This is a genomic window from Mycolicibacterium tokaiense, assembly GCF_010725885.1.
GTDB lineage: Bacteria > Actinomycetota > Actinomycetes > Mycobacteriales > Mycobacteriaceae > Mycobacterium > Mycobacterium tokaiense.
In genome coordinates this window covers 3,430,629-3,455,418 of the sequence record NZ_AP022600.1, presented here as the reverse complement: position 1 = coordinate 3,455,418, position 24,790 = coordinate 3,430,629, and the positions used below count along the sequence as shown (strand labels likewise).

Below are 24,790 nucleotides of genomic sequence, written 5' to 3'. Positions count from 1 at the left end.
TCAGCGGAAGTCGCGGGATTTCGAACTGACCCGCATCGACAGCTTCTCCATGTTGTCGGCGACCACGGTCACCGCGCCGGAGGCGTTCTGCACCACTCCGCGGATCACCAGCGCCGACGCCGTCTGCGCGAGTTTGCGGTGTTTGCTCCACAAACCGACCGAGCACACCACGTTCACCATTCCGGTCTCGTCCTCGAGGTTCATGAACGTCACGCCCTGGGCGGTGGCCGGCCGTTGCCGATGGGTCACCGCTCCGGCCACCAGGACCCTGGTGCCGTCGGGCACGTCCTGCAGGCCGGACGCAGGCACCACCCCCCTGGCGTCGAGATCGGCGCGCAGGAACTGGGTGGGATAACTGTCCGGCGAGACGCCGGTGGCCCAGACGTCGGAGGCGGCCAGTTCCACATCGCTCATGCCGGGCAGGGTGGGCACATGCGACGACGAGCCCACCCCCGGCAGCCGGTCGGGACGCTCGGCGGCTGCTGCGCCCGCCGCCCACAGTCCCTCGCGGCGGGTGATGCCGAAGCAGCCCAGCGCGCCCGCGGTGGCCAGGGCTTCGGTCTGCGGCACGCTGAGCTGGACCCGGCCGGTGAGATCCAGCAGAGAACGGAAGGCGCCGTGGGCATCTCGCTCGTCGACGATGCGCTGGGCCAGCTCGGCACCGATGTGGCGGACGTCGCCGAGGCCGAGGCGCACTTCCAGTCCGGCGTTCTCCAGGGTGGGGTGGGCCAGGCTGGCGTTGGCGTCCGGGCCGTGCACCAGCACCCCGTGGCGGCGGGCGTCGGCCACCAGCGTCTGCGGTGAGTAGAAGCCCATGGGCTGGGCCCGCAGCAGCGCCGCACAGAACGCCGCCGGGTGGTGCAGTTTGATCCATGACGAATAGAACACCAGCGACGCGAAGCTGAGCGAATGGCTTTCCGGGAAACCGAAATTGGCGAAGGCTTCCAGCTTCTCGTAGATCCGGTCGGCCACGTCGCCGGTGATGCCGTGGGTGTGGTGCATGCCCTCGTAGAACCGGGCCCGGAGCCGGCGCATCTTCTCGGTGGAGCGCTTGGAGCCCATCGCCCGGCGCAGCTGGTCGGCTTCGGCGGCGGTGAATCCCGCGCAGTCCACCGCCAGCTGCATCAGCTGCTCCTGGAACAGCGGCACGCCAAGGGTTTTGCGCAGCGCCGGCTCCATCGACGGGTGGTCGTACACCACGGGTTCGAGACCGTTGCGTCTGCTGATGTACGGGTGCACCGAGTTGCCCTGGATGGGCCCGGGACGGATCAGCGCGACTTCGACCACCAGGTCGTAGAACACCCGGGGCTTGAGCCGCGGCAGCGTGGCCATCTGCGCCCGCGACTCCACCTGGAACACGCCCACCGAATCCGCCTTCTGCAGCATCTCGTACACCGCGGGCTCGGACAGGTCGAGCATGGCCAGGTCCACCTCCAGCCCCTTGTGCTCGGCCAGCAGGTCGATGGCGTAGTGCAGCGCCGAGAGCATGCCCAGGCCCAGCATGTCGAACTTCACCAATCCGATTGCCGCGCAGTCGTCTTTGTCCCACTGCAGCACGCTGCGGTTCTCCATGCGCGCCCACTCCACCGGGCACACGTCGGCGATGGGCCGGTCGCAGATCACCATCCCACCGGAATGGATGCCCATGTGCCGCGGCAGGTTCTTGATCTCACACGCCAGGTCGATCACCGGTTCGGGGATGCCGTCGACGTGCTGACTCTCGGCGAGGTCACCCCACTGGCCGATCTGCTTGCTCCACGCATCCTGCTGGCCCTGCGAGAACCCCAGCGCCCGGGCCATGTCGCGGACGGCACTGCGACCCCGGTAGGTGATGACGTTGGCCACCTGGGCGGCATAGTCGCGGCCGTACTTGGTGTAGACGTACTGGATGGCCTCTTCCCGCAGGTCGGATTCGATGTCGATGTCGATGTCCGGTGGCCCGTCACGCGCCGGGGACAGGAAGCGTTCGAAGAGCAGCTCGTTGGCGATCGGGTCGACGTGGGTGACCCCGAGGGCGTAACACACCGCGGAGTTGGCCGCCGAACCCCGGCCCTGGCAGAGGATCTTGTGGTCCCGGCAGAACTGGGTGATGTCGTTGACCACCAGGAAGTACCCCGGGAAGTTCAGCCGGGAGATGATGTCGAGCTCACGCTCGAGCTGTGCGTAGGCCTGCGGAGCACCGTCGCGCGGACCGTAACGGCGGGCGGCGCCGCGCATGGTCAGCTCGCGCAGGTAACTGCCCTCGGTGTGCCCGGTCGGTACGTCGAACGGCGGTAGCTGCGGGGCGATGAGCTGCAACCCGAACGCGCACTGTTCCCCCAGCTCTGCTGCAGCGGTGACCGCGTGCGGGAACTGGCCGAACATCCGGGCCATCTCCTCACCCGAACGCAGATGCGCGCCACCCAGTGGTGCCAGCCAGCCGGCCGCCTGGTCCAGGGACTGGCGGGCGCGGATCGCCCCCATCGCCATGGCCAGCCGGCCACGCTGAGGAGCGGCGAAGTGGGCACCGGTGGTGGCGACCACACCGACCCCGAACTTCGGCGCGAGCGCGGCCAGCACCGCATTACGTTCGTCGTCGAGCGGGCCGCCGTGACCGCTGAGCTCGATGCTCACCCGGTCAGCGCCGAAGCGGTCCACCAGGTCGGCCAGGGCCTTCTCCGCGGCGTCGGGCCCACCGGCGGAAAGGGCTTGGCGGACATGGCCTTTACGACAGCCGGTGAGGATGTGCCAGTGCCCACCGGCGGCGGCGGTGACCGCGTCGTAGTCGTAGCGCGGCTTGCCCTTCTCCCCGCCGGCCAGATGCGCCGCCGAGATCTGGCGCGACAGCCGGCGGTAGCCCTCCGCTCCGCGCGCCAGCACCAGCAGATGTGGCCCCGGCGGGTCTGGGACCTCGGTACGGGACCCGTCGCCCAGAGACAGTTCGGCCCCGAAGACGGTGCTGATGTCCAGTTCCTGAGCCGCTTCGGCGAAACGCACCACGCCGTAGAGACCGTCGTGATCGGTCAGTGCGATGGCCCGCAGGTCCAGCCGCGCGGCCTCCTCGACGAGTTCCTCCGGGGTGCTGGCGCCGTCGAGGAAACTGTAGGCCGAGTGGGTGTGCAGTTCGGCATACGGCACCCGGGAACGGATCCGCCGCTCCCCTGCCGGTTCGAACGCTTCCCGCTTGCGCGACCAGGCGGGGCTGTCCCCGCCGTCACCCACCGGCTCCTTCATGGGCAGCCCGGCGCGGCGGGGTTTGCTGTTGAGCACCCGCTGCATCTCACCCCAGGTGGGCGGCCCCAGGAACTTGTCCACGTACCCGAGTGTATCGAACTGATGTTCGACTGACGAGAGGCCTTTGGTCCCCGCCCCCGGTGACCAAGCGGTCTTGGGCGCCCACCCCGCGTGGGCCGAAGATGGCGCCATGGGCAACACGGCGGTGAGCACCGATCTGATCAGCACAGCCGTCGAACTCGCAGGCCGGGCACCGTCCCTGCACAACAGCCAACCCTGGTTATGGGTGCTCGACGGCAACACCCTGCAGCTACACCTGGACCACAGCCGGCTGGTGCGCAACACCGACCACGGCGCGCGCCAGGCGCTGATCAGCTGCGGCGCCGCCCTAGACCACCTGCGGGTGGCGGCCGCCGCGGCCGGATGGCAGACGTTCGTCGACCGGTTCCCCGACCCCAACCGCCCCGAGCACCTGGTCACCGTCGAGTTCTGGCCGGCAGGTTTCGTCTCCGCGGCCACCCGCGCCCGGGCCGCCGCCATCACGCAGCGCCGTACCGACCGGCTGCCGATGCGCGCCCCGGACGACCTGAACCTGCTGGTTCCCGTGCTCACCCATCTGCTGGACGACACCGACACCCGGTTGGCCGTGCTGCCGGAGCCGCTGCTGCCCGACCTCTTCGAGGCATCCGCGCTCACCGAGGCGATGCGGCGCCAGGACGCGGGCTACGTTGCCGAACTCGACTGGTGGACCGCACCTTTCGACCTGGACCAGGGCATTCCGCCCGACCTGTTGAACGGCGTCATCGACAATGACCGGGTGCCCGTCAACCGGAACTTCCCGGCCGGCGTCCACGCCTCACACACCGACGTCAGCGCCGACGAGGCGGCGGTTCTGGTGCTCTCGACTCCGGAGGACACCAGAGCCGACGCCCTGTCCTGCGGGGAGGCGCTGTCGACGGTGCTGCTGGAATGCACCGCCGCCGGGCTGGCCACGTGCACGGTGTCGCACGTGACCGAGTTGCCTGCGGCTCGCGCGGTGGTCGCCGAGCTGATCGGCCGCAGCGGCGTGCCGCAGGTGTTGGTCCGGGTGGGTCGCGCCGCCGGTCTGACCGCGCCCCCGACGCCGACACCGCGGCGCGCCCTGTCGGACATCCTGCGGGTGCAGCGTCAGAAGTGAAACCCCATCTGCGCGGGCACCGTACTGCGGAAGGCCGCGTCGGCCATGTACAGCGCCTCATCTGACGCACTGCGAATCCGGTTGGCCGCAGCCAGATCCCGCGCCGAGTGGGTGCCCAGATAGATGCTGCCGAGCACGTCGAGATCCAGGTGCAGATCCGCCGGGGCGTCGGTCGGGACACACGTGGCCCGGCCACCTGAGATGTCGAGCGCGAACCGGCCGTCACCCACCTCGAGCACCAGGTGCGCGTCAGCGGGGTAGGTGCGGGCCTGCAGGGCCGCCGGGATGTCCATGATGCGCAGCCACAGTGCGTCCACCATCGAGGTGGTCTGCACCCGCCGCGAATCCGCCAGCAGGTAGGGCAGCGGATCGGCCGGGTGGGTGTCGATCTGCACCTCGTCGATCAGGTCGAGCCCGAGCAGCGTCCGCCACAACGCCGCGTGCGCCTGCGGGGTGACGGCGGTGACCCCGGTGCGCACCACGGCCTTGTCGCCGTGGCGCACCCGGTACAGCGCGTAGCCGTCGGGATGTAGCAGCGCGAACCAGGCGCTGCCACCGTCGCGGTCGCTGTCCCGGTCGGCCAGCACGTCATCCCAGAGCACCTGTGGGCACGCCAGCCCGCCCGGTGTGCGGCGGCGCCAGCGGTCGTAGATCTCCATGAGTTGGTCGCGGTGCTGCGCCGGAGCCACCAGGCGCACCCGGCCGTCGTCGGGGGCGTCGGCGTGGAACTCGGCCAGTCGCCGCTGCACCACCATGGAGCGCTCGATGGTGGCCGGGCCGTATCCGAAGCGACCGTAGATCCCGCCTTCACTGGCCGTCAGGGCGGCGATGGGCGCACCGGTGGCCTCGATGCGCCGGTGCAGGTCGGTCACCATGGCCCGCAGGATGCCGCGGCGGCGGTGGGTCGGGGACACCACAACCGCCGAGACGCCGGCGATGGGCAGGGTGACCCCACCCGGCACCGTGAGCTCCATGTCCAGGTAACAGGCCATGCCCACGATCTCGGGGCCGTCGGACACCACCACCGAACCACCGTCGGCCACCATCACCCGCCACGGCCGCTTGCTCTCCGGCGCCATGTAGACACCGAAACCTGTTGCCGCCAGGCGTGACATCGCCTGCTGATCGTCGTCGGTCGCCGACCGTACCGCCCATGTGGTCATTGCGTCCACAGTGCCACAGCAGCGTCGCCCGACCCAACCGATTTTCAGTCGCGGCTGATGGTCTGGCCCCGGAAGAAGGCCGGGCTGCGGGTGCGCATCACCCCCATCAACACCGCACCGAGCGCCAGCAACCCGAAGCCCAGGAAGAACACCAGCCCGATGCCGCCCAGCGATGCACCGCTGCCGTTGTCGGGGTTCATGCTCTCCTTGACCGAGATCACGAACACCGCCGCCAGGATGATGCCGCCCAGCAGCGGGAACAGGAACTTGAAGACGAGGTTGTGCACGCTGGAGAACAGCTCGCGACGGAAATACCAGACACAGGCGAAGGCCGTGATGCCGTAGTACCAGCAGATCATGATGCCCAGCGCGGCAATGGTATCCAGCAACACCGACTCCGAGAGCAGGCTCACCACGGTGTAGAAGGTGCCGGTGACGATCCCGGCCACGGCGGTGCTGAACGACGGGGTGAGGAACCGGGGGCTGACCTCCGCGAACTTCGCCGGGAACGCCCCGTAGGCCCCCATCGCCAGCATGGCGCGGGCGGCGGGCAGGAACGTGGTCTGCAGGCTGGCCACCGACGAGGCGAAGACCGCCAGGTAGAGCACCAGGCCGCCGGCGGGGCCCAGCACCGGATCGGCCAGGGCACCGAAGACGTTGGCGGCGTTGTCCTCGTTGCCCAGCCCCAGACCGTCGGTCCCGATGCCGGCGTACATCATCACCGCCACGGACACCAGCAGGTACGTGAGCAGAATCGAGGTGACACAGAGCAATCCGGCCCGCCCGGGCACCTTGGTGGGGTCCTTGGACTCCTCCCCCAACGTCAGGCAGGTGTCCCAGCCCCAGAAGGCGAAGATCGAGCCGGTCACCCCGATGACGAACGCGCCCATGGCCAGTCCGGTGAACGGATTGAACCAGTCCAGGTCGAAACTCAGACCGGCGGGGGCGTCACCGGCACCCACGTGGGTGATCGCCACGACGGCGAACGCCACCAGCACCACCATCTGAAAACCCACCAGCACGTACTGCACCCGCTCGCTGGTGGTGATGCCCCGGCTCGCGATGAGCGTGGCCAGACCCAGGAACGCGAGGGTGCTGACGATGTTGACGGCGGTGTTGTAGGCCAGGTCGGCGATGGACGGCTGGTTCACCAACTTGGCGATGAACAGGTAGAAGAACTCCACGGCGATGGCCGCGAGATTGGACAGCACGATGATGGTGGCGATCACCATGCCCCAACCGCACATCCAGCCGACGTAGGGCCCGAATGCCTTGGTGGACCACGTGAACGACGCACCGCAGTCCGGCGTGCGGGAGTTGAGTTCGCGGTAGGCGTAGGCGGTCAAAAACATCGGGATGAAGCCGGCGATGAAGATCGCGGGCATCTTCAGTCCCACCGCGGCCACGATCAGCCCGATGCTGGCGGTCAGCGTGTACCCCGGCGCCACCGAGGAGATCCCGAGCACGGCGCCGGAGAAGGTGCCGACCTTGCCTGCGGCCAGCCCCTTGGCGCTGCGGCCGTCGGTGGCCTGATCGGTCACGGCAGGTCCTCCTCGCCCAGTTGCTCGCGGGGCACCACAACCATGGGGACCTCCAGGACGCGCAACATCTTGGCCGCCGTCGACCCCAGGAACAGCCGCCGCGGCGCACTCAGCCGGCTGGACCCGACCATGATCAGGTCACCGTCATGCCAGTCGAGCTTGTTGACCGCCGCCTCCACCGACGGCCCGTCGACAATCGTGGACTCCACCGGAAATCCTTCGGGCAATTCGGCTTTGGCGGCATCCAGGGTCTGGCGCGCATGGGCGATCGCCCGGTCTCGGGTCGACTCCGCATCGTCGCGGAGGGTGCCGAACGCCGGGTCCAGCGCCACCAGCGACACCAGGCGCAGCGGAGTGCCCGCCGCCGCACTGGCGCGTACCGCGGTGGCCAGCAACAGGTCGGCGCCCTGGCGGCGGCCCAACGCGCAGGTGACCTCCCGGACCCGCTGCGCCGTGGAATGCCGGGTGCCGCGCGGCGCCAGCGCCAGCGGCACCGGCGACGAGTGCAGCAGCTCGCCGGTAACCGAGCCGACCGAGTAGCGCCCGATCAGACCGTCCCCGGCGGCGCCGACGACGATCGCCTCGGCGCCCAAGCGGGCCGATTCCTCGATCAGCCCTTCGGCGAACGATTCACCGAAGCTGACATGGGTGGCCACCTCGATGTCGTCGGGCACCGTGGCGGCGGCCTCGTCCAGCCACTGCTGGGCCTGGTCGGCCAGGAACTGGTCGAAGCCGCCCACCGTGCCGAGACGGTCGTGGGGCAGCACCATGCACAGGTCCAGCGCAGCGCCCAGGGTGCGGGCCAGCCGCACCCCCAGCGCCAGACCGTCGTCGCCGCTCGGAGTGGCCAGGTACCCGACGATGAGCCTCATGCGGCTCATCCTGCCGGATGAAAGGCTCCTGGACGGGCGATTCAGGCCTGGAAGGCGGCCACCCCGTCTTCGAGGACCAGCCGGGCGCCGGAACCGTCGGGCTGGGCGGCCTCGGTGGTGAACACCGCCTGCCCGGGCCCGGTGCGCCAGATCGACGTGGTGAGCGTCTCCCCGGGGAACACCGGCGAGGTGAACCGGGCCGACATGTCGGTGATGCGGGCAGCGTCACCGCCGCCCAGATCGGCCACCAGGGCCCGCCCGGCGAACCCGTAGGTGCACAGCCCGTGCAGGATCGGCTTGGGGAAACCGGCGAGGTTCTGGGCGAACCACGGGTCGCTGTGCAGAGGGTTGCGGTCCCCGGAGAGCCGGTAGATCAGCGCCTGGTCCTCCCGGGTGGGCATCGCGGTGCGTGAATCCGCCTCGCGCTGCGGCACTTCCGGCGCCTGCGGGCGGGTACCGGGTTCGCCTCCGAAGCCACCGGCACCACGGATGACGAAGGTGGCCAGGGTCTCCACCACCACCTCGTCGGTCGCGGGGTCGCTGCCGCGGGCGCGCAACATCACGATGGCGTTCTTGCCCTCGCCCTTGTCCTGCAGGTCGGCGACCTCGGATTCCACCACCAGCCGGCCCGCCGCCGGCAGGGGCTTGGTCAGCCGGATCTGCTGGGAGCCGTGCAGCAGCATCCCGAAGTTGAACTCGCCGATCTTGCCGAGGGCGGGGAACCCGATGCAGGCGATCACCGCATAGGTGGGCAGCACCTGCTGGGCAGTGTCGTGGCTGTTCTCGGTGGTGAACGCGAGATCCGCGGTGCCGCAGCCGACGCCGAGGGCGTAGAGCATGGTGTCGCGGTCGGTCCAGGTGAAGGTGTACGGGTCGGCCTTCGCGCCGATGGCCGTCGGGTCGATCGCCATGGGGCTCCTTTGCAGTTTCCCCGACCTTACTGACCCGGGTGAGCGGCCCGGGCGGGCACGTGGCTCTATAGATACGTGCCGCAATCATTGCAGGATGTTCTGGACCTGTTCGACGTCCAGGATCTGGGTGGAGCCAGTTATCGGGGCGCGCAGCCCGTCGACGACGTCCCCCGCGTACGGGTGTTCGGCGGGCAGGTGGTGGCCCAGGCCATGGCCGCAGCGGCGCGCACGGTGAGCGGACGGCTGCTGCACAGCCTGCACGCGTCGTTCCTGCGGCCGGGCAACCCCGCGGTGCCGCTGCGCTACGAGGTGACCTCACTGCGGGAGGGACGCACCTTCTCCACCCGCCGGGTCACCACCGTCCAGGGGGACGTGGTGGTGATGGAAGCCATGGCGTCGTTCATCGAACCCATCGCCGGCGACGACTACCAGCAGCCCATGCCGCTGGTCACGCCGCCGGAAGCGCTGCCCACCCTGGACGAGCAGCTGGCGCCCTACATCGACGAGGGCTACGCCGAACTGGCCCGGCTGAAGCTGTTCGAGATGCGCTACATCGACCCGCCGCCGCGGGTGGCGGTGGACGCCGGCGTACCCGAGGAAGCGGTGTGCCGGGTGTGGTTCCGGGTGGAGTCCGCACCGCCGCGCGCGCTGCTGACCGACCCCATGCTGGCCCAGTGTCTGCTGGGATACGTCAGCGACTGGACGATCCTGGATCCGGTACAGGTCGGGGTGGGCAAGACCTGGCAGTCGATGGAAACCATGGCGTCGCTGGACCACACGATGTGGTTTCACCGGCCGGTCGACTTCTCCGACTGGCTGCTCTACGACCAGCGCGCGCCCAGCGCCATCGGCGGGCGGGGTCTGGCATCTGGGCTGATCTACAACCGCAGTGGCGAACTGGTCTGTACGGTGACGCAGGAAGGTTATCTGGGAAGGCGGCGCTAGATGCCCAGGTTTGTCGCACCATTACTGGCTCTGACCGTGCTGCTCAGCGGCTGCGGCTCCGATCCCGCGCCGCCGGAATCGATCACCGTCACCTTCGTCCGCCATGCCCAGTCCCAGGCCAACGCCGACGGCGTCATCGACACCACGGTGCCGGGGCCCGGCATCACCGGAGAAGGGGAGCAGCAGGGCCAGCAGGTGGCAGATGAACTGCGCGGCAAGGACTTCGACGGGATCTACGCCTCGTCGATGATCCGCACCCAGCAGACCGCGGCCCCGCTGGCCCGGGAGCTGGGCGAGCAGGTCGACGTCCTACCCGGTCTCAAAGAGATCCCCGCGGGTTGGTTCGAGGGCAGCCCACAGGACGCCGCTGCAATGACCTACTTCCTGGCCCCGGAGCTCTGGCTGCAGGGCCAGCGGAGCGCGCGGATCCCCGGCGCCATCGATGGCAACGAGTTCATCGACGAGTTCACCGGCGCGATGCAACGCATCTACGACAGCGGCGACAAGAACGTGGTTGCCTTCTCCCACGGTGCGGCCATCGCCGTCTGGACGCAACTGACGGTCTCCAACACCGATGCGAACCTGCTGATGTCGCATCCGTTGCCCAACGTCGGGCAGGTGGTGATCGAGGGCAATCCGGTGACCGGCTGGCAGTTGGTCAGCTGGGACGGCCTGTCGGGCTGACGCTGCGGCGTTGACGGCGCCGCCGCGGCGGTCCACGATGGCTGCATGCAGTATATCGTTACCTGCGGTACCGGGTTCTTGGCCCGGTACATCGCGGACCGGATCCACCTGAACGACCCTGACGCCGACATCCAGGTGTCGCCTCCACCCGCGGATCTGGACGGCCTCGTCGTCGATCACGTGGTGCACTGCGGGACCGACGACGACCTCGGCGCGCTGATCGAACTCACCCTTCGGTGGGGGGCGACGCTGCATCTCGTGTCCTCGATCGCGGTAGCGGGCAACTTCGCCGGGACGTTCACCGAGGACGACTTCGACGTGGGGCAGGATCTACCGACTCCGTTCCAGCAGAACAGGTTCGACGCCGAGCGGCGGGTGCGCCAGACCCCCGGCCTGCGCTTTCGCATCTATCGGCCCGGTGTGGTGGTGGGCGACTCCCGCACCGGTGAGATCGACACGACCGGCGGCCTGCACCACCTCTTCGGCCTGCTGGCCAAGCTCACGGCACTGCCATGGTTCGCCCCGGTGGCGCTACCGCAGGTGGGTCGGATGAACGTGGTGCCGGTCGACTATGTCGCCGACGCACTGGTGGCCCTGATGCACGCCGACGGGCACGACGGCCAGACGTTCCACCTCACCGCGTCCGAGTCGGTGAGCCTTCGCGGCTTCTATCGTGCCCTGGCGCCTGCGGCCGGGCTGCCGGTCCGTCCGGTGACCATGCCCGATGCCGTCGCCGGCCCGGTGCTGGGCGCCCAGGGCAGATTGAAGGTGTGGCGGAACATGGCCGTGACCCAGGTCGGCATCCCGGCCGGGGTGCTCGACACCGTGGGCATGACGTCGGAGTTCACCGCCGACCACACTCAGGAGGCGTTGCGCGGCACGGGTATCGAGGCCCCCGCCTTCGGCACCTATGCACCGGCATTGTGGACCTTCTGGGCTCAGCACCGCAGCCGTGACCCGCTGGCGGGGCGTCACGTCGTCATCACCGGCGCCTCCAGCGGCATCGGCCGTGCCTCGGCCGTCGCCGTCGCCGCCCGCGGAGCCACGGTGTTCGCCCTGGCCCGCAACAGCGCCGCGCTCGACGAGCTGATCGCCGAGATCCGAGCCGACGGCGGACAGGCCCATGCCTTCGCTTGCGATGTCACCGACGCAGATTCCGTGCAGCACACCGTCACCGAGATCCTCGACCGCTTCGGCCACGTCGACTACCTCGTGAACAACGCCGGCCGGTCCATCAGGCGCTCTATCGGAGCGTCCACCGACCGCTTCCACGACTACGAGCGGGTGATGGCGGTCAACTACTTCGGCGCGGTGCGGATGGTGCTGGCATTGCTGCCGCACTGGCAGCGGCGCCGTTTCGGCCATGTCGTCAACGTGTCCAGCGCAGGTGTGCAGGCCAGCTCGCCGCGGTACTCGGCCTATGTACCGACCAAGGCCGCACTTGACGCCTTCGCGGAAGTGGTGGCAGCCGAGACGCTGTCGGACCACGTGACCTTCACGACCATCCACATGCCACTGGTACGCACGCCGATGATCGCGCCGTCCAGCCGGCTGAATCCCGTTCCCGCGATCACCGCCGAGCACGCCGCCGCGATGGTGGTTCGGGCACTGGTCGACAAGCCGGTGCGGATCGACACCCCGCTGGGCACCCTGGGCGACGCCGGCCGCTACCTGCTGCCCAAGCTGTCGCGCCGGGTGCTGCACCAGTTGTACCTCGGCTATCCGGACTCCGCAGCGGCGCGCGGTGTCGCCCCGTCGCCGGCGCCGGCGCCGGTCATTGACTCACGGCCCCGGTCTCGGCGCCGCACCCGCGTGCCCAAGCCGGCGAAGCGGGTGGCCCGGTTGGTGCCCGGTATCCATTGGTGAGCAGACGCCAAATCGGGTGACTGCGGCGCGGATCACCCGAGTTGGCCACTGCTCGCGGTGTTTGGTGCGCGGCTGACGGCCCCGGCTTGCGTTAGGGTCTGCGGCATGACGACGGCGGCTGAATCGGTAGCGCGCATCCCGGTTTTCGTCGACGTCGACACCGGCGTCGACGATGCGATGGCGCTGGCCTACCTGTTGGCCAGCGACGACGCGCAGATCGTGGGCATCGCCTCCACAGGCGGCAACGTGCCGATGGAGCAGGTGTGCGTCAACAACCTCGGGCTGCTGGAACTGTGCGGCGCCCCGGACATCCCGGTGTCGGCGGGTGCACCGCAGCCGCTGGTGATCCCGCTGCGCACCGCCGAGGACACCCACGGGCCCTCGGGCCTGGGCTACGCCGAACTGCCCGCGACCGAGCGCCGGCTCACCGACCACGACGCGGCCGCCGCGTGGGTGCAGGCCGCCCACGACCACCCGGGTGAGTTGGTGGCGTTGGCATGTGGACCGCTGACCAACCTGGCGCTGGCACTGCGCCTGGAGCCGGCCCTGCCGCGGCTGCTGCGGCGGCTGGTGATCATGGGCGGGGCGTTCGGATACAAGGGCAACACCACTCCCGTCTCGGAGTGGAACATCGCCGTGGACCCCGAGGCCGCTGCCGAGGTGTTCGCCGGCTGGGGTGCCGCGTGGGGCCTGGACACCCCGTCCCATCTGCCGATCGTGTTGGGGCTCAACCTGACCGAACGGGTGGCCATGACCCCGACCGGGCTGGCCCGGTTGGCGGCCGCCGCGGGTTCGCCGACGGTGACCATGAGTGTGCTCGACTCCCGAGGTACCCGCTCGGACGCGGCGAACCCGGTGATCCGGGTGCTCGAGGACGCCATGCGTTTCTACTTCGAGTTCCACTACGACCAGGGCGAGGGTTACCTGGCGCACGTCCACGACCCGCTGGCCGCCGCGGTGGCACTGGAGCCGGACCTGGTGCGGACCGCGGCGGCGACGGTGGATGTGGAACTGACGGGCACCCTGACCCGCGGGATGACGGTCGCCGACTGGACCGGGATCTGGGGTCGCGGCCCCAACGCCCTGATCGGGGTGGACGTCGACCCGGCGGTGTTCTTCGAACGGTTCACCGACCGGGTGGGCCGCTACGCCCGCGGGCTCGTCTAGTCGTCGGTGACCGTCAGCGTCACCTCGATGTTGCCTCGGGTGGCGTTGGAGTACGGGCAAACCTGGTGCGCCTTCTCCGCGAGTTCGGCGGCGGCGTCGTGGTCGACGTGCGGCAGGGTGATCTCCAGTTCGACGGCGAGGCCGAAGCCACCGCCGTCGAGGTTGCCGAGCTTGACCTTGGCGCCCACGGCGGAATCGCTCACATCAGCCTTGGCTTCGCGGGCCACCAGCCGCAGCGCGGAGTGGTAGCAGGCGGCATAGCCGATGGCGAACAGCTGCTCCGGGTTGGTGCCGGTGCCTGTGCCGCCCATCTCTTTCGGGATGGACAGGTCCAGGTCGACCTTGCCGTCGGAGGTGGTGGCGTGGCCGTCCCGGCCGTCGCCGGTGGCCAGGGCTTCGGCGGTGTAGAGGGTGTTCATATCGGTGATTCCTTTCGATTCGATGGGGTGCTACTGATCGGGGTTGTCGCTGTGACGCACCAGCGCGGTGAGCTTGTTGACGTCGTCGCGCAGCGCGACGACGTCTGCCTCGGTCCAGCCCGAATCACCGACGAGCTCGGCGAGCCGCTGCGGCACGCACCGCACCGTGACCTCCAACTGGCGGCCGGCGTCGGTGAGGTCGACGTGCACTGACCGCTCGTCGAGTTCGGAGCGTTGCCGCACCAGCAGTCCGGCGGACTCCATCCGCTTCAGCAGCGGAGAGAGAGTGCCGGAATCCAGTTGGAGCCGCTCCCCCAGTTCTCGCACGCTCATCGCCCCGTCCTCGCGCAGCACGACGAGCACCAGGTACTGGGGATAGGTGATACCGAACTCGGTCAGCAACGGGCGGTAGGCGGCAGCCACCGCGCGCGACGCCGCGTACAACGCAAAACACAGATGGTCGCCGAGCCGGAGAGCCGCCACACCGATGAGCTTAGCACAATTGAATTGTGCACAATCTTTACCTTCGGTCAGACCAGCGGAACACCGAGCGGCACCCGATCAACCCGCCCACGGTCCAGGCGAGCAGGACGAAGAACACCCGCCAGAGCTCCCAGCTGCCGGCCGGCTCGAAGGCCACCATCTCCGGCGGCAACAGCACCGACCGGAAGCCCTGCGCCATCCACTTCACCGGGAACACCGACCCGATCACCAGCATCCAGGTGGGCAGGAGCATCAGCGGCACGTAGGTGCCCGAGACGAACTGCAGCCCGACAGCCGGCCCGTTGGTGAGTACGGCCGCCGACACCGCGTTGCTGGCCAGATTGCTGATCAAGATGCCCACCAGCGAGCAGCTGACAATGCCGAGGACGAACACCCAGGCCAGGGTGAACCAGCCGAAAACGGTTGCCGGCAGCTGCAAATCGAAGACAAACACGCCGACCATCAGCAGGATTACTGCTTCGGCCACACTGACGATGGCCACCAACAGGATCTTGCCGATGAAGTAGGACGTCGCCGTCGCCGGCGTCCCCCGCAACCGCCGCAGCGCCCCGGTGTCGCGGTCGGCGGCAATGCTGGTTCCGAGGTTGATGAACGACGTCGACAGGATGCCGTAGGCCAACATGCTGGCCGCGATCACCGCCCCGGTGTTGACCGGCGCCCCGGGAACCTGCGCGGTGAAGATGGACCCCAGCAGCACACAGATCACCGCCGGCATCGAGAACGTCAGCGCCACCTGCTCCGGCCGGCGGTAGAACATCTTCAATTCCGGTATCACCCGCGACAATCCGATCCGCACCGCCGAGGGCGGAACCCGCGGGGCCGGCTGGGCTGTGGTCACACCGCCCCGATCAGGTGCAGATACGCATCCTCCAGCGTCGGCCTCGTCACCGTCAGCTGGTCGAGTTCCCTGCCGTGGCGGCTGTGATGGCGGATCAGCTCGGTGGGGTGATCGGTGTGCTCCACCCGCAGGGTGTCGCCGTCCATCCACCGCACCGTCGCCGCCGCACCCGCGTAACCGGTCAACTTCGCCGGCGCGTCCACCGCCACCACGCGCCCACCGGCGACGACGGCCACCCGATCTGCCAGCGCCGCAGCCTCTTCCAGGTAGTGGGTGGAGAGCACGATGGTGGTGCCGTCGGCGGCCATCAGCCTGATCAGATCCCAGAACTGCCGCCGCGCCTCGGGGTCGAACCCGGTGGTGGGCTCGTCCAGGAACACCAGTTCCGGGTAGCCCACAATGCCGAGCGCAACATCGAGACGCCGACGCTGGCCGCCGGACAGCGCGCGCACCCGCGAGCCCGCCACCATCCCCAGGCCTACCAGGTCCAGGACGTCTGCGGGTTCGCGTGCGCGGCCGTAACACCGGGTGAACATCTGCACCGTTTCGTGCACGGTCAGCATCCCTGCGTCGCTGACCTCCTGCAACACGATCCCGATGCGGGTGCGCCACGTCCGCCCAGCGACGGCAGGGTCCTCCCCCAGGACCGTCACCTGACCGGAATCACGCCGCCGGTTGCCCTCCAGGATTTCGATGGTGGTCGACTTGCCGGCCCCGTTGGGACCCAGAATGGCGAAGATCTCGCCATAGGCGACCTCGAGATCGAGGTTCCGCACCGCCACCGTGGAGCCGTAGGTCTTCGACAGACCCCGCACCTGCACTGCGGCGCTCACGTCTGCCTGGCCCCGGCGTCCGGATCAGCGGGGTCGGCCTCCAATTCGGCCAGCAGTTCCCGCAACTCGGCTTCGGACAGGTTCGCCAGCATCTGCTCGGCGTCAGGCTCCTCGACGGGTTCCGACGCGGCCGGCGCCTGGCCGTGGATCGCGCGCAGTTCGGTCAGCACGCGCTCTGACAACGAGTTCACACTGACCCCGCGCAGAATCTCGAGCACCGGCAGATCGATCGAGAACATCGTGTTGATCCGCACCCGGAAGTCCATCGCCATCATGGAATCCAGTCCGATGTCGTCGAGGATGTCGTCGGGCTCGATGTCCTGAACCGCACAGTCGAACACCGACGCCACCAAACCCCGGACCTGCCCGGTGATCACCGCGGGGCGCTCAGCCTCCGGGGTGGCGGCCAGGACATCGAGCAGCGACGAGCCCGCCGCGGCGTCCGGGGCGGTGGGCTCGGCGCCGAGTTCGGCGAACATCTGCGGCAACCGGCCGCCGAGGCCGGCGTGCCGCGCCCGGCTCCAGTCCGCGGTGATCGCAACGACATCGGTCACCGGCTGGTTGATCAGGCGATCGAGGATGCGGGCTCCCACCGCCGGGGTGATCAGTTCGATTCCGCGGCGGGCGTAGACATCTTCCAGATGCAGTTCTTCGACCATGCCCACCGACCACGGGCCCCAGCCGATGGTGAGCGCCGGAAGGCCTTGGGCCCGGCGGTGATTCGCCAGCGCGTCGAGGTAGGCGTTGGCAGCGGCGTAGTTGCCCTGCCCCGGAGCCGCGATGGTGGACCCGGCGGAGCCGAACAGGACGAAGAAGTCCAGATCCCGGTCGGCGAAGGCGTCGTGCAGTGCCCGGGCGCCGTGGACCTTGGGTCGCAGCACCGCGGCGAAATCGTCCTCGCTCATGTTCACCAGCAGTTGATCGGCCACCGTTCCGGCGGCGTGCACCACGCCCCGGATCCGGCGCCCTCCGTCGCGGTGGTGATCCTCCAGCCAGGTGCGCAGCTGCGTGGCGTCGGCGACATCGACGCTGGCCGTCTCGACGTGTACACCCAGCCGTTCCACCGCCTGGATCATCGAGACGGCGCGGTGGTGCGGATCGGCCTCGGTCAGGGTGGCCCACTGCCGCCTCGGGGGCAGTGCGCTGCGGCTGAGCAGGGTGATGTGCCGGGCGCCGCGCTGCGCCAGATAGCCGGTCACCACCTGGCCGAGGGCGCCCAGGCCACCGGTCACCAGGTAGGTGGCATCGGCGGCGAGTTTGGTGGGAAACGGCCGCGTCAGGCCCGTACACAACGCCAGCCGCGGCACATAGGTGGCTTCGCCGCGCAGGGCGACCTGGTCTTCGTCCCCGCCGCCGGTCAGGTGCGCGCTGATCCGTTCGGCCAGCCGCTGCGGATCGTCGGTGAGGTCGACGTCGATCAGTCCACCCCACTGGTCGGCGAACTCCTGGTGGCCGATGACGCGGCCCAGACCCCACAGCGGCGCCTGGGCCACCCCGGTGACCGCCGAACCCGGTACGGGTTGGGTGTCGGCGGTGAGCACGAACACCTTGGTCGATGAGAGATTGTGCTGCGCAATGGTCTTCACCACCGTTAGCAGGGCGAAGACACCCCTGCCGTGGTCGGACTCGGCGGTGATGTCCAGCGGCCAGCAGTCGACGACGCCGGCGAGCTCGCTGGTGGCCATCAGATCGTCGAGCTGGGCGGCGTCGCGGTAGCCCAGCGTGTGCACCCGGGCACCGAGGCCCTGCAGCCGCTGCGCCACCTGCGCGCCCACTCCGGTGTCGTCGGTCAGCACCAGCCAGGAGCCGTGGGCGGGTTCACCGGTGCTGTCCGGGGTGTCGGCCGGCCGCCAGATCACTTGGTACAGGCCCTTGTCGATGCGCTCTGCGGACATGCGCGCCGAGGTGGCAAGCGACTGCACCGCGAAACCGTCGATGACAGCCAGCACCGTCCCGTGCCGATCGGTGACCGTGATGTCGCTGACCACCTGCTCGCGGGTCGCCGAGCGGACGTCGACGCGGACCGTCATCTCCTGTTGTGGTGCACCGTAGATCGCGCAGTGCCGCACCGCGGTCGGCAGGAAGGGTTCATTGCTGGCCTGTTGCCCCAGGAAGGGCGCCCCGAACAGGGTGTGGAAGGCGCCGTCGATGAGCGCGGGGTGAAATCGGTGCTCCCCGAGCTCATCGGCCACGGCTGCCGGGACGCTGATGTCGGCCTGGGCCCAGTCGTGTCCGGCGGCCACGCTGCGCACCGACCGGAAGGCGGGGCCGTAATCGAAGCCCAGCGCCTGGGTTCGGTCGTAGAACTCGTCGCCGGTCAGCCTGATCACCGTGTCGTCGTCGGCGCTCGTCCCGATGCGCCTGCGCGGCGCGGGCAGGATGTTGAGTTCGGCGGTGGCGGTGATGTACCACTTCAGATCGCCGTCGGCGGCGGCGGTGAACGCCGTGAACTCCAGGGTGCCGTCGTCCTGGTTGAGGGTGGTCCGCAGGATGGGGTCGCAGGTCGAATCCAGGATGACCGCCCGGTGCAGCACCAGGTTGTCCACGCTGTGCTGGGAGCCGTAGGTCTCGGCGGCGGCAGCCATCGCCATCTCGAGGTAAACCGCGCCGGGGACCACGACGCTGCCCTGGATCCGGTGATCGGCCAGGAAAGCGACACTGTCGGCGCTGATCTCGGCTTCCCAAGTGGGGTGCACCCCGCTGACCGGCTGCCCCAGCAGCGGGTGCACCGGCCGGTAGAACAGCGCCTCGGCCGCCTCCGGGGTCTCGTTCCAGTACCGCCTGGTCTGCCAGGGATAGGACGGCAGCGCGACCAGCGCGGCCTCGCCGCCCGGATGCAGTGCAGCCCAATCGAGGTCACAACCGTGGCTGTACAGCGCACCGACACAGCCCAGCAGGGTGCGGGTGTCGTCCTGGTCACGGCGCTGCGCCGCCAGTGTCGACACCTTCTGCGTCCCTGCGGTTTCCAGGATGGACGCCGCCAGCACCGGATGCGGGCCCAGCTCCAGGAAGTGGGTGTACCCGTCGTCGAGCATGCGCTGCAGTGCCGGTTCGAAGAGCACGGTGGCGCGGGTGTTCTGCCACCAGTACGCGGCTCCGGCCTGATAGCCGTCCAACAGCTCACCGGTGACCGTCGAATAGAGAGGCCGGGCAGCAGCTTTGGACGACAGCCCCTCGAAAGCCGTCATCAGGTCGGCTTTGATGTCGTCCATGTAGTGCGTGTGATAGGGCACCTTCACCGCCAGCCGACGATGGAAGATCCCAGCCTGTTCACAATGCCGGGCGATGTCGTCGAGAACCGCGCCCTCCCCGGCCACGGTGACCGCAGACGGGCTGTTGATGGCCGCCACCGACACCCGCCTGCCGAACTCGTCGCGGGTGGCCGGATCCAGTGTCTGCAGCAGTGTTTCAGCGTCGACACCGACGGCCAGCATCCGGCCGCGGCCGCTGGTGCGCTGCTGCAGCCGGCTGCGGTGGTAGATCACGTGCACAGCCTGCTCGAAGGTGAGCAACCCGGCGAGATGATGGGCTGCCACCTCTCCGGCGCTGTGCCCGATCACGGCATCGGCGACGACGCCGAATTCGGCCAACTGTTCGGCCAGGGCCACCTGCACGGCGAAGTTCGCCGGCTGGGCGATCTCGGTCTCGGCCATCCGGGAATGCGCCTCGTCGGCGCCCAGTTCGGCCAGCAGCGACCAGTCCGCGTAACGGGACAATTCGCGGTCGGTGCGTTCCATACTGGCGGCGAAGACCGGGAACTCCGCGAGGAGTCCACGGCACATCCCCCACCACTGTGGGCCCATCCCGGTGCACACGAAGGCCATCTTGGGCGACGCCGAGCCCGTGCGGCCGATCGAGAGCCGGCCGCCGTCGGCCAGTGCCTGCAGCTGATCGCGCGCATCGGCGATGTCGGTGGCGACCGCAGTGAAGCGGTGATTGAGGTGGGAACGCCGCCGCCCGAGGGTGTACGCCAGATCCGGAAGTGTGATCTCCGGGTGCGCATCGAGGTGCGCGGCCAGGTTCTGCGCCGTGGCGACCAGCGCCTCCTCGCTGCGCGCCGAGATCGGCAGCACGGCCAGCGGCAGTGGCGGGCTGTCCGGCGGCGGCACCGGTGTGGGGGCGGGCGGCTCGGCCAGCACCACGTGGGCGTTGGTGCCGCCGAAGCCGAAGGAGTTGACCCCGGCGAGGCGGCGCGCGCGGTCCGGGAACGGCCGTCCCGCAGCGGGGATGTCGAGCTTGAGGTCGGCCAGGCTGACGTGCCGCGTCGGAGTCCGCAGGTGCAGGTTGGCGGGAATGTAGCCGTGTTCGAGCACCATGGCGGCCTTGATCAGCCCGGCCACCCCGGCACCGGCCTCGAGGTGCCCGATGTTGGTCTTGACCGACCCGATCAGCAGGGGGTCGCCGGCATCGCGGTCGGCGGTCAGCGCCGCGGCCAGCGCCCGCATCTCGATGGGGTCGCCGACCGGGGTCCCGGTACCGTGCGCCTCGACATAGCCGATCTCGGTGGCGTCGATGCCGGCGCGGTCCAGTGCGGCCCGGATGGCTGCTTCCTGGGCGAGCTCGCTGGGCACAGTGATGCCGTCGGTGTGACCGTCCTGGGAGATGGCCGTGCCGAGGATCTGGGCGTAGATGTGGTCGCCGTCGGCGAGCGCGGCCTCCAATGGTTTGATCACCACGATCGCGCCGCCTTCGCCGCGGGCGTAACCGTCTGCGGCGTCGTCGAAGGCCTTGGACCGTCCTTCCGGACTGAGGAACCCGCTCTTGGATTCGGCGATCGCGGTGTTGGGTCCGATCATGACGTTGACCCCGCCGGCCAGCGCCAGATGGCATTCACCGTTCCAGATACTCTGCGCGGCAAGGTGAACCGCGACCAGCGAGCTCGAGCACGCGGTGTCGACCGTCATGCTGGGCCCGCGCAGATCCAGCGCGTAGGAGATGCGGTTGGCCAGCATCGTCATCATCATGCCGGTGGCCGAATGCGCTTTGAACCGGTAACGACTGGTGCGTCCGAGGTTCTGCAGCAGCTGGTAGTCCAGGGTGAAGCCACCGACGAACACGCCCACGTCGGTGCCCGCCAGCTCGGCGGCGGGGATGCCGCCGTCCTCGAGCGCCTCCCAACTGGCAGCCAGCAGCAGTCGCTGCTGCGGATCCAGGGAATGCGCCTCCCGCGGGGACATGCCGAAGAACTGGGGATCGAACTGGTCGATCTCGTCGAGGAACCCGCCGCGACGGGTGACGATCTTGCCGACCTTCGCCGGGTCCGCGTCGTGGTAACGTGCGGCGTCCCAACGGGTTTCCGGAACCACGCTGGTGGCGTCTGTCGCGGTGTACAGAAGGTCCCAGAACTGCTGTGCAGAGCTGACATCGCCCGGCAGTCGACAGCCGACTCCGACGATCGCCAGCGGCGGTCGGGGGTGGTGGTGGTTGTGCATGGTCATCCCCTGCCCTGCTGTGCGCGTGGATTCTGTGGTCAACGGGGCAACAGCTCCGGTGTGGTGCTGACGATCCAGCCGTCGCTGACCGGGTTGTCGGCCTGTTCCTGCCGATAGACCGATCGCCATTGCCGCAGAAGGGAATCCCGCTGCCAGGCCTGCACCTGGTGAACGGCCGCGTCGTCGTCGAACAGGGCGGACTTGTCCGCCAGGACACTGTCGACCAGCTGACCGGCCAGTTGCCGGAGCAGACGTGCGTTGGCGTCGAACTGTCCGGTGAAGTCGGCGCTGGGGCCCATCATGGCGGCGTGCAGGGTGACCATGAAGTTCAGCGGTGCGTACAGGTCCACAAAAGGAACCGACGGCGCGCCGGATTCCACGGCAGCCCATTCCCGGAAGAACTGCTGCATCCGGTTGCTCAGGGCGATCAGGCCCTCCAGGTGAGGGACGAAGCCCGGGTCGTCGGCGACCCGCACGAAACTGCGGTTCATGTAGAGGAATCCGACGAATCCCCAGTAGAACGCCACATCCCAGATGACCTTGGCCGACATCACCGTCGGTGTGCCCATGAGCGTGTACTGGTCCTGGTAGATGTTCAGCCACATGTCGGTCAGCGACCGGAACAGCGAATCGCTGATCTGCGCCCGTACCGCCACATCCTGTCCGTCCAGGTCGCGGACGATCATGTCGGTGATGAGACCGTTGCCGATGGCCACGAGATCCAGGCCCGAGGAGTACAGCGGGTCCAGGAACACGCCGGCGTCGCCGGTCAGCGCCCAGCGGTGGTGTCCGTCGAACATCTTGCTGACTCCGTGGCTGTACTTCTTCATCACCCGGAAGTCACGGATCAGGTGCTCGTTGTCGGCCAGCACTGCGGCACACTGTGGTTCGTGCTCACGCAGCCAGCCACGGGCCTTGTCGAGGGTGTTGAACCCGTCGAAATCGTGAAAGGCGGGGTCGGCGACGATGCCGACGCTGGTGGCCCCGGACGCCAGCCTGATGAGCCAGACCCAGTAGCCCTGCCCCATCAGGTGATTGGTGGACATGGCGCGGTCACCCTCGACCAGCCGACCCTGGAATTCCGGGTCGTCGCTCCAGCGGCCGACGTCGATCTCGGTGGCCACCCGCAGCCAGACGGCGTTGCACTGGTGGGCATTGGCGCGCTTGAGATCGAGCTGGCGCCCCAGCAGACGGTTGCGGCCCGAGGCGTCGACCACCCAACGCGCTGTGGTGTCGGTGAGTGTGTCGCCGTTCTGGACGTGCACGGTGTGCGGCTGATCGCCGGTCCCGAAGTCGACGGACCGGACGCGTCCGCAGGTGACGTCGACGCCCTCGGACAGGCACCGCCGGTGTAGCTCGTTCTCCAGCCTTCCGCGGTCGATCTGGTAGGTGACCTGCGGTACGAAGGAGGAGCTACCCACCTCCATGCGCTGGGCGATGTCGGTGTTGCCGTTGCGGGAGAAGAACATCCGCAGCCCCATCTTACGAATTTGTGACGAACTGAGATGTTCGGCCAGCCCGATGCGCTCGCGCAGGTAATGGGCGGAGACCTCAACGGTGGACTCGCCGACAGTGTGCGTCACCTCGGGCACGGGGTAGGCATCCGGCTCGACCACCAGGACGCGCGTGCCGGGCCGTTCGCCACGGATCTCAAGCGCCAGCGTCAGGGCGGCGACACCACCCCCGGCGATCACCACGTCCTGGTCGGCCGTTGCCGGCCGATCCGCGCCGAGCTGGCTCCTGATCTTGTGCGCCAACGCCTCTCGGGTGGCTGCGTCGAGATGCGAGATGTTTGCTCGACCGGTCACGCGCTTGCCTTTCGCAGGTGCCGAGGGCTCCCTCAGCGCAGTCCACGTTACACGCGGCCACCACGCGCCTCCCGGGAAAAGAATTGCCGTTATTCCTCCGTCAGTCGACCACGACCGGGCTGTGGGCACGTTGGTGGCGACCGTATACCCACTCGAAGACCGGCGACGCCATCAAGGTGGTGACGATGGCAACCAGCACCAGGATGGTGAACAACGTCGGGGTGATGATCCCGGCCTGCAGCCCGATGTTCAGCAGGATCAGTTCGATCAGCCCGCGGGCGTTCATCAGTGATCCCAGTGCGACGGATTCCCGCATCGGCACCGCGCTCAGCCGGGCCGCCGCCGCGCACGCGACCCCTTTGCCCACCACGGCGATGATCAGCAGGCCCAGCGTCAGCGCCCACAGCCCTGGGGTGTTGACCAGACCGATCTGGGTGTTGAGGCCGGAGTAGACGAAGAACAACGGCAACAGCAAGGTGGTGGTGAGGGGTTCGAGGTGATCGGTGAGGCGGCGGGCGAAGAAGCCCGACGGCATCGCCACCCCGAGGATGAAGGCGCCGAAGATGGCATAGATGCCGACCACGTCGGTGAACCAGGCGCATGCCATCAGCACGATGAGCACGGTGCTGAGCGCGGGTGCCGAGATGGACCCCCGCGCATCCGCCTGCCGGCCGAGGATGCCCAGCACCCGTCGTCCGACGGTCAGCAGCACCACCGTGTAGGCCAGGCCCCCGAGAATGGCCACCGCGGCAGTGGCCGGGCTGTCCCGGTGCACCGCCAGCACGACAGCCAGGATGCACCACGAGATCGCATCGGCGGTGGCGCCGCAGGCCAGCGCCAGCGTGCCCAATGTGGTTCCCGAGAGCCCTTTTTCGAAGATGATCCGAGCGAGCATGGGAAACGCGGTGATGGCCAGTGCAGCGCCCAGGAACATCATCGCCATGCCCAGGGTGACCTCGCCGCCGAAGAAGCCGCCGCTGTGCAGCAGGGGAATGGCGGCCAGCGCCCCGAGCGCCAGGGGCACCACGGTGCCCGCCGTCGAGACGGCCACCGCGGTGCCGGCCCGCTGTCTGACGTGCGCGACGTCGAAGTTGAGGCCGATGATGAACATGTACAGCACCAGCCCCACCTGCGCGGTGGTGTACAGCACCACATTCGCCGTCCCGGTCGGAAACAGGAATTCCTGCAGCTCAGGTGCGAACCGGCCCAGCAGCGAGGGCCCCAGCACCACGCCGGCGATCATCTCGCCGACCACCTGGGGCTGCCCCAGCCGTTGCGCCATCAGACCTGCCAGTCGGCACGCCGCCAGGATGACGGCGAGTTGCAGGAAGAAGTGGATGGCCGTTTCTGCCGGCATGGTGTGGCTCGCCCTTCGACGTGGGGGTACTCCCGTCGGACGCTAGCCGGTGGTCACCGC

General features: G+C 68.8%; 17 protein-coding genes. 5 read left to right on the top strand and 12 right to left on the bottom strand.

Translation table 11 applies throughout. The features are described 5' to 3' along the window. Complete coding sequence (locus G6N58_RS16845; RefSeq protein ID WP_115281459.1) at positions 1-3,258, bottom strand: error-prone DNA polymerase; 3,258 nt, start codon at positions 3,256-3,258, stop codon at positions 1-3. Positions 3,259-3,403: 145 nt separating this feature from the next. On the opposite strand from G6N58_RS16845, the gene G6N58_RS16840 reads away from it, so the two are divergent. Then, on the top strand, positions 3,404-4,390 hold the full coding sequence (locus G6N58_RS16840) for an Acg family FMN-binding oxidoreductase (protein WP_115281460.1): 987 nt from the start codon (positions 3,404-3,406) through the stop codon (positions 4,388-4,390). Here the strand turns inward: G6N58_RS16840 and G6N58_RS16835 are convergent. Genes G6N58_RS16835 through G6N58_RS16820 form a run of 4 tightly spaced genes read right to left on the bottom strand, consistent with a single transcriptional unit; the run spans position 4,381 to position 8,877 of the window. Then, positions 4,381-5,553, bottom strand: a complete 1,173-nt coding sequence (locus G6N58_RS16835; RefSeq protein ID WP_115277951.1) for a GNAT family N-acetyltransferase — start codon at positions 5,551-5,553, stop codon at positions 4,381-4,383. The two genes, G6N58_RS16840 and G6N58_RS16835, sit on opposite strands and share 10 nt — an antisense overlap. Before the next feature lie 44 nt (positions 5,554-5,597). Further along, positions 5,598-7,094, bottom strand: a complete 1,497-nt coding sequence (locus G6N58_RS16830; RefSeq protein WP_115277952.1) for an APC family permease — start codon at positions 7,092-7,094, stop codon at positions 5,598-5,600. Further along, positions 7,091-7,966 carry a universal stress protein gene (locus G6N58_RS16825; RefSeq protein WP_115281461.1) on the bottom strand — a complete coding sequence of 292 codons (876 nt, stop codon included), beginning with the start codon at positions 7,964-7,966 and terminating at the stop codon, positions 7,091-7,093. The genes G6N58_RS16830 and G6N58_RS16825 overlap by 4 nt, the downstream gene beginning before the upstream one ends. Before the next feature lie 41 nt (positions 7,967-8,007). Continuing rightward, positions 8,008-8,877, bottom strand: coding sequence for a MaoC/PaaZ C-terminal domain-containing protein (locus tag G6N58_RS16820; protein ID WP_115277953.1), 870 nt, complete (start codon positions 8,875-8,877; stop codon positions 8,008-8,010). 75 nt (positions 8,878-8,952) lie between these two features. On the opposite strand from G6N58_RS16820, the gene G6N58_RS16815 reads away from it, so the two are divergent. The 4 genes from G6N58_RS16815 to G6N58_RS16800 all read left to right on the top strand — a co-directional run bounded on the left by G6N58_RS16815 (position 8,953) and on the right by G6N58_RS16800 (position 13,539). Beyond that, positions 8,953-9,822, top strand: a complete 870-nt coding sequence (locus tag G6N58_RS16815) for an acyl-CoA thioesterase (RefSeq protein WP_115277954.1) — start codon at positions 8,953-8,955, stop codon at positions 9,820-9,822. Then, entirely contained in the window at positions 9,823-10,506 is a 684-nt protein-coding gene (locus G6N58_RS16810) for a histidine phosphatase family protein (protein WP_115277955.1), read from the top strand. Positions 10,507-10,551: 45 nt separating this feature from the next. Next, positions 10,552-12,372: an SDR family oxidoreductase gene (locus G6N58_RS16805; protein ID WP_115277956.1), complete on the top strand. Its 1,821-nt coding sequence runs from the start codon at positions 10,552-10,554 to the stop codon at positions 12,370-12,372. A gap of 105 nt (positions 12,373-12,477) precedes the next feature. Further along, positions 12,478-13,539 carry a nucleoside hydrolase gene (locus tag G6N58_RS16800; protein WP_163908212.1) on the top strand — a complete coding sequence of 354 codons (1,062 nt, stop codon included), beginning with the start codon at positions 12,478-12,480 and terminating at the stop codon, positions 13,537-13,539. On the opposite strand, the gene G6N58_RS16795 is transcribed toward G6N58_RS16800, so the two are convergent. The 7 genes from G6N58_RS16795 to G6N58_RS16765 all read right to left on the bottom strand — a co-directional run bounded on the left by G6N58_RS16795 (position 13,536) and on the right by G6N58_RS16765 (position 24,730). Further along, positions 13,536-13,958, bottom strand: coding sequence for an organic hydroperoxide resistance protein (locus G6N58_RS16795; protein WP_068915748.1), 423 nt, complete (start codon positions 13,956-13,958; stop codon positions 13,536-13,538). The genes G6N58_RS16800 and G6N58_RS16795 overlap by 4 nt on opposite strands. Before the next feature lie 30 nt (positions 13,959-13,988). Next, on the bottom strand, positions 13,989-14,441 hold the full coding sequence (locus G6N58_RS16790; protein ID WP_115277957.1) for a MarR family winged helix-turn-helix transcriptional regulator: 453 nt from the start codon (positions 14,439-14,441) through the stop codon (positions 13,989-13,991). A 37-nt stretch (positions 14,442-14,478) separates the two neighbouring features. Further along, positions 14,479-15,300, bottom strand: coding sequence for an ABC transporter permease (locus G6N58_RS16785; protein WP_232067894.1), 822 nt, complete (start codon positions 15,298-15,300; stop codon positions 14,479-14,481). Next, positions 15,297-16,133, bottom strand: a complete 837-nt coding sequence (locus tag G6N58_RS16780; RefSeq protein WP_115277958.1) for an ABC transporter ATP-binding protein — start codon at positions 16,131-16,133, stop codon at positions 15,297-15,299. The genes G6N58_RS16785 and G6N58_RS16780 overlap by 4 nt, the downstream gene beginning before the upstream one ends. Beyond that, positions 16,130-21,571, bottom strand: coding sequence for a type I polyketide synthase (locus G6N58_RS16775; protein WP_115277959.1), 5,442 nt, complete (start codon positions 21,569-21,571; stop codon positions 16,130-16,132). Before G6N58_RS16775 ends, G6N58_RS16780 begins: the two co-directional genes overlap by 4 nt. A gap of 32 nt (positions 21,572-21,603) precedes the next feature. After that, entirely contained in the window at positions 21,604-23,373 is a 1,770-nt protein-coding gene (locus tag G6N58_RS16770; RefSeq protein WP_115277960.1) for an NAD(P)/FAD-dependent oxidoreductase, read from the bottom strand. Positions 23,374-23,473: 100 nt separating this feature from the next. After that, on the bottom strand, positions 23,474-24,730 hold the full coding sequence (locus G6N58_RS16765; protein ID WP_115277961.1) for a cation:proton antiporter domain-containing protein: 1,257 nt from the start codon (positions 24,728-24,730) through the stop codon (positions 23,474-23,476). Between the last annotated feature and the right edge of the window lie 60 nt (positions 24,731-24,790).

Coding starts and splice junctions, on each gene's coding strand:
- G6N58_RS16845 (WP_115281459.1), bottom strand. CDS start 3,258: ATGCAGCGGGTGCTCAACAGCAAACCCCGCCGCGCCGGGCTGCCCATG.
- G6N58_RS16840 (WP_115281460.1), top strand. CDS start 3,404: ATGGGCAACACGGCGGTGAGCACCGATCTGATCAGCACAGCCGTCGAA.
- G6N58_RS16835 (WP_115277951.1), bottom strand. CDS start 5,553: ATGACCACATGGGCGGTACGGTCGGCGACCGACGACGATCAGCAGGCG.
- G6N58_RS16825 (WP_115281461.1), bottom strand. CDS start 7,966: ATGAGGCTCATCGTCGGGTACCTGGCCACTCCGAGCGGCGACGACGGT.
- G6N58_RS16820 (WP_115277953.1), bottom strand. CDS start 8,877: ATGGCGATCGACCCGACGGCCATCGGCGCGAAGGCCGACCCGTACACC.
- G6N58_RS16810 (WP_115277955.1), top strand. CDS start 9,823: ATGCCCAGGTTTGTCGCACCATTACTGGCTCTGACCGTGCTGCTCAGC.
- G6N58_RS16805 (WP_115277956.1), top strand. CDS start 10,552: ATGCAGTATATCGTTACCTGCGGTACCGGGTTCTTGGCCCGGTACATC.
- G6N58_RS16800 (WP_163908212.1), top strand. CDS start 12,478: ATGACGACGGCGGCTGAATCGGTAGCGCGCATCCCGGTTTTCGTCGAC.
- G6N58_RS16795 (WP_068915748.1), bottom strand. CDS start 13,958: ATGAACACCCTCTACACCGCCGAAGCCCTGGCCACCGGCGACGGCCGG.
- G6N58_RS16775 (WP_115277959.1), bottom strand. CDS start 21,571: ATGACCATGCACAACCACCACCACCCCCGACCGCCGCTGGCGATCGTC.
- G6N58_RS16765 (WP_115277961.1), bottom strand. CDS start 24,730: ATGCCGGCAGAAACGGCCATCCACTTCTTCCTGCAACTCGCCGTCATC.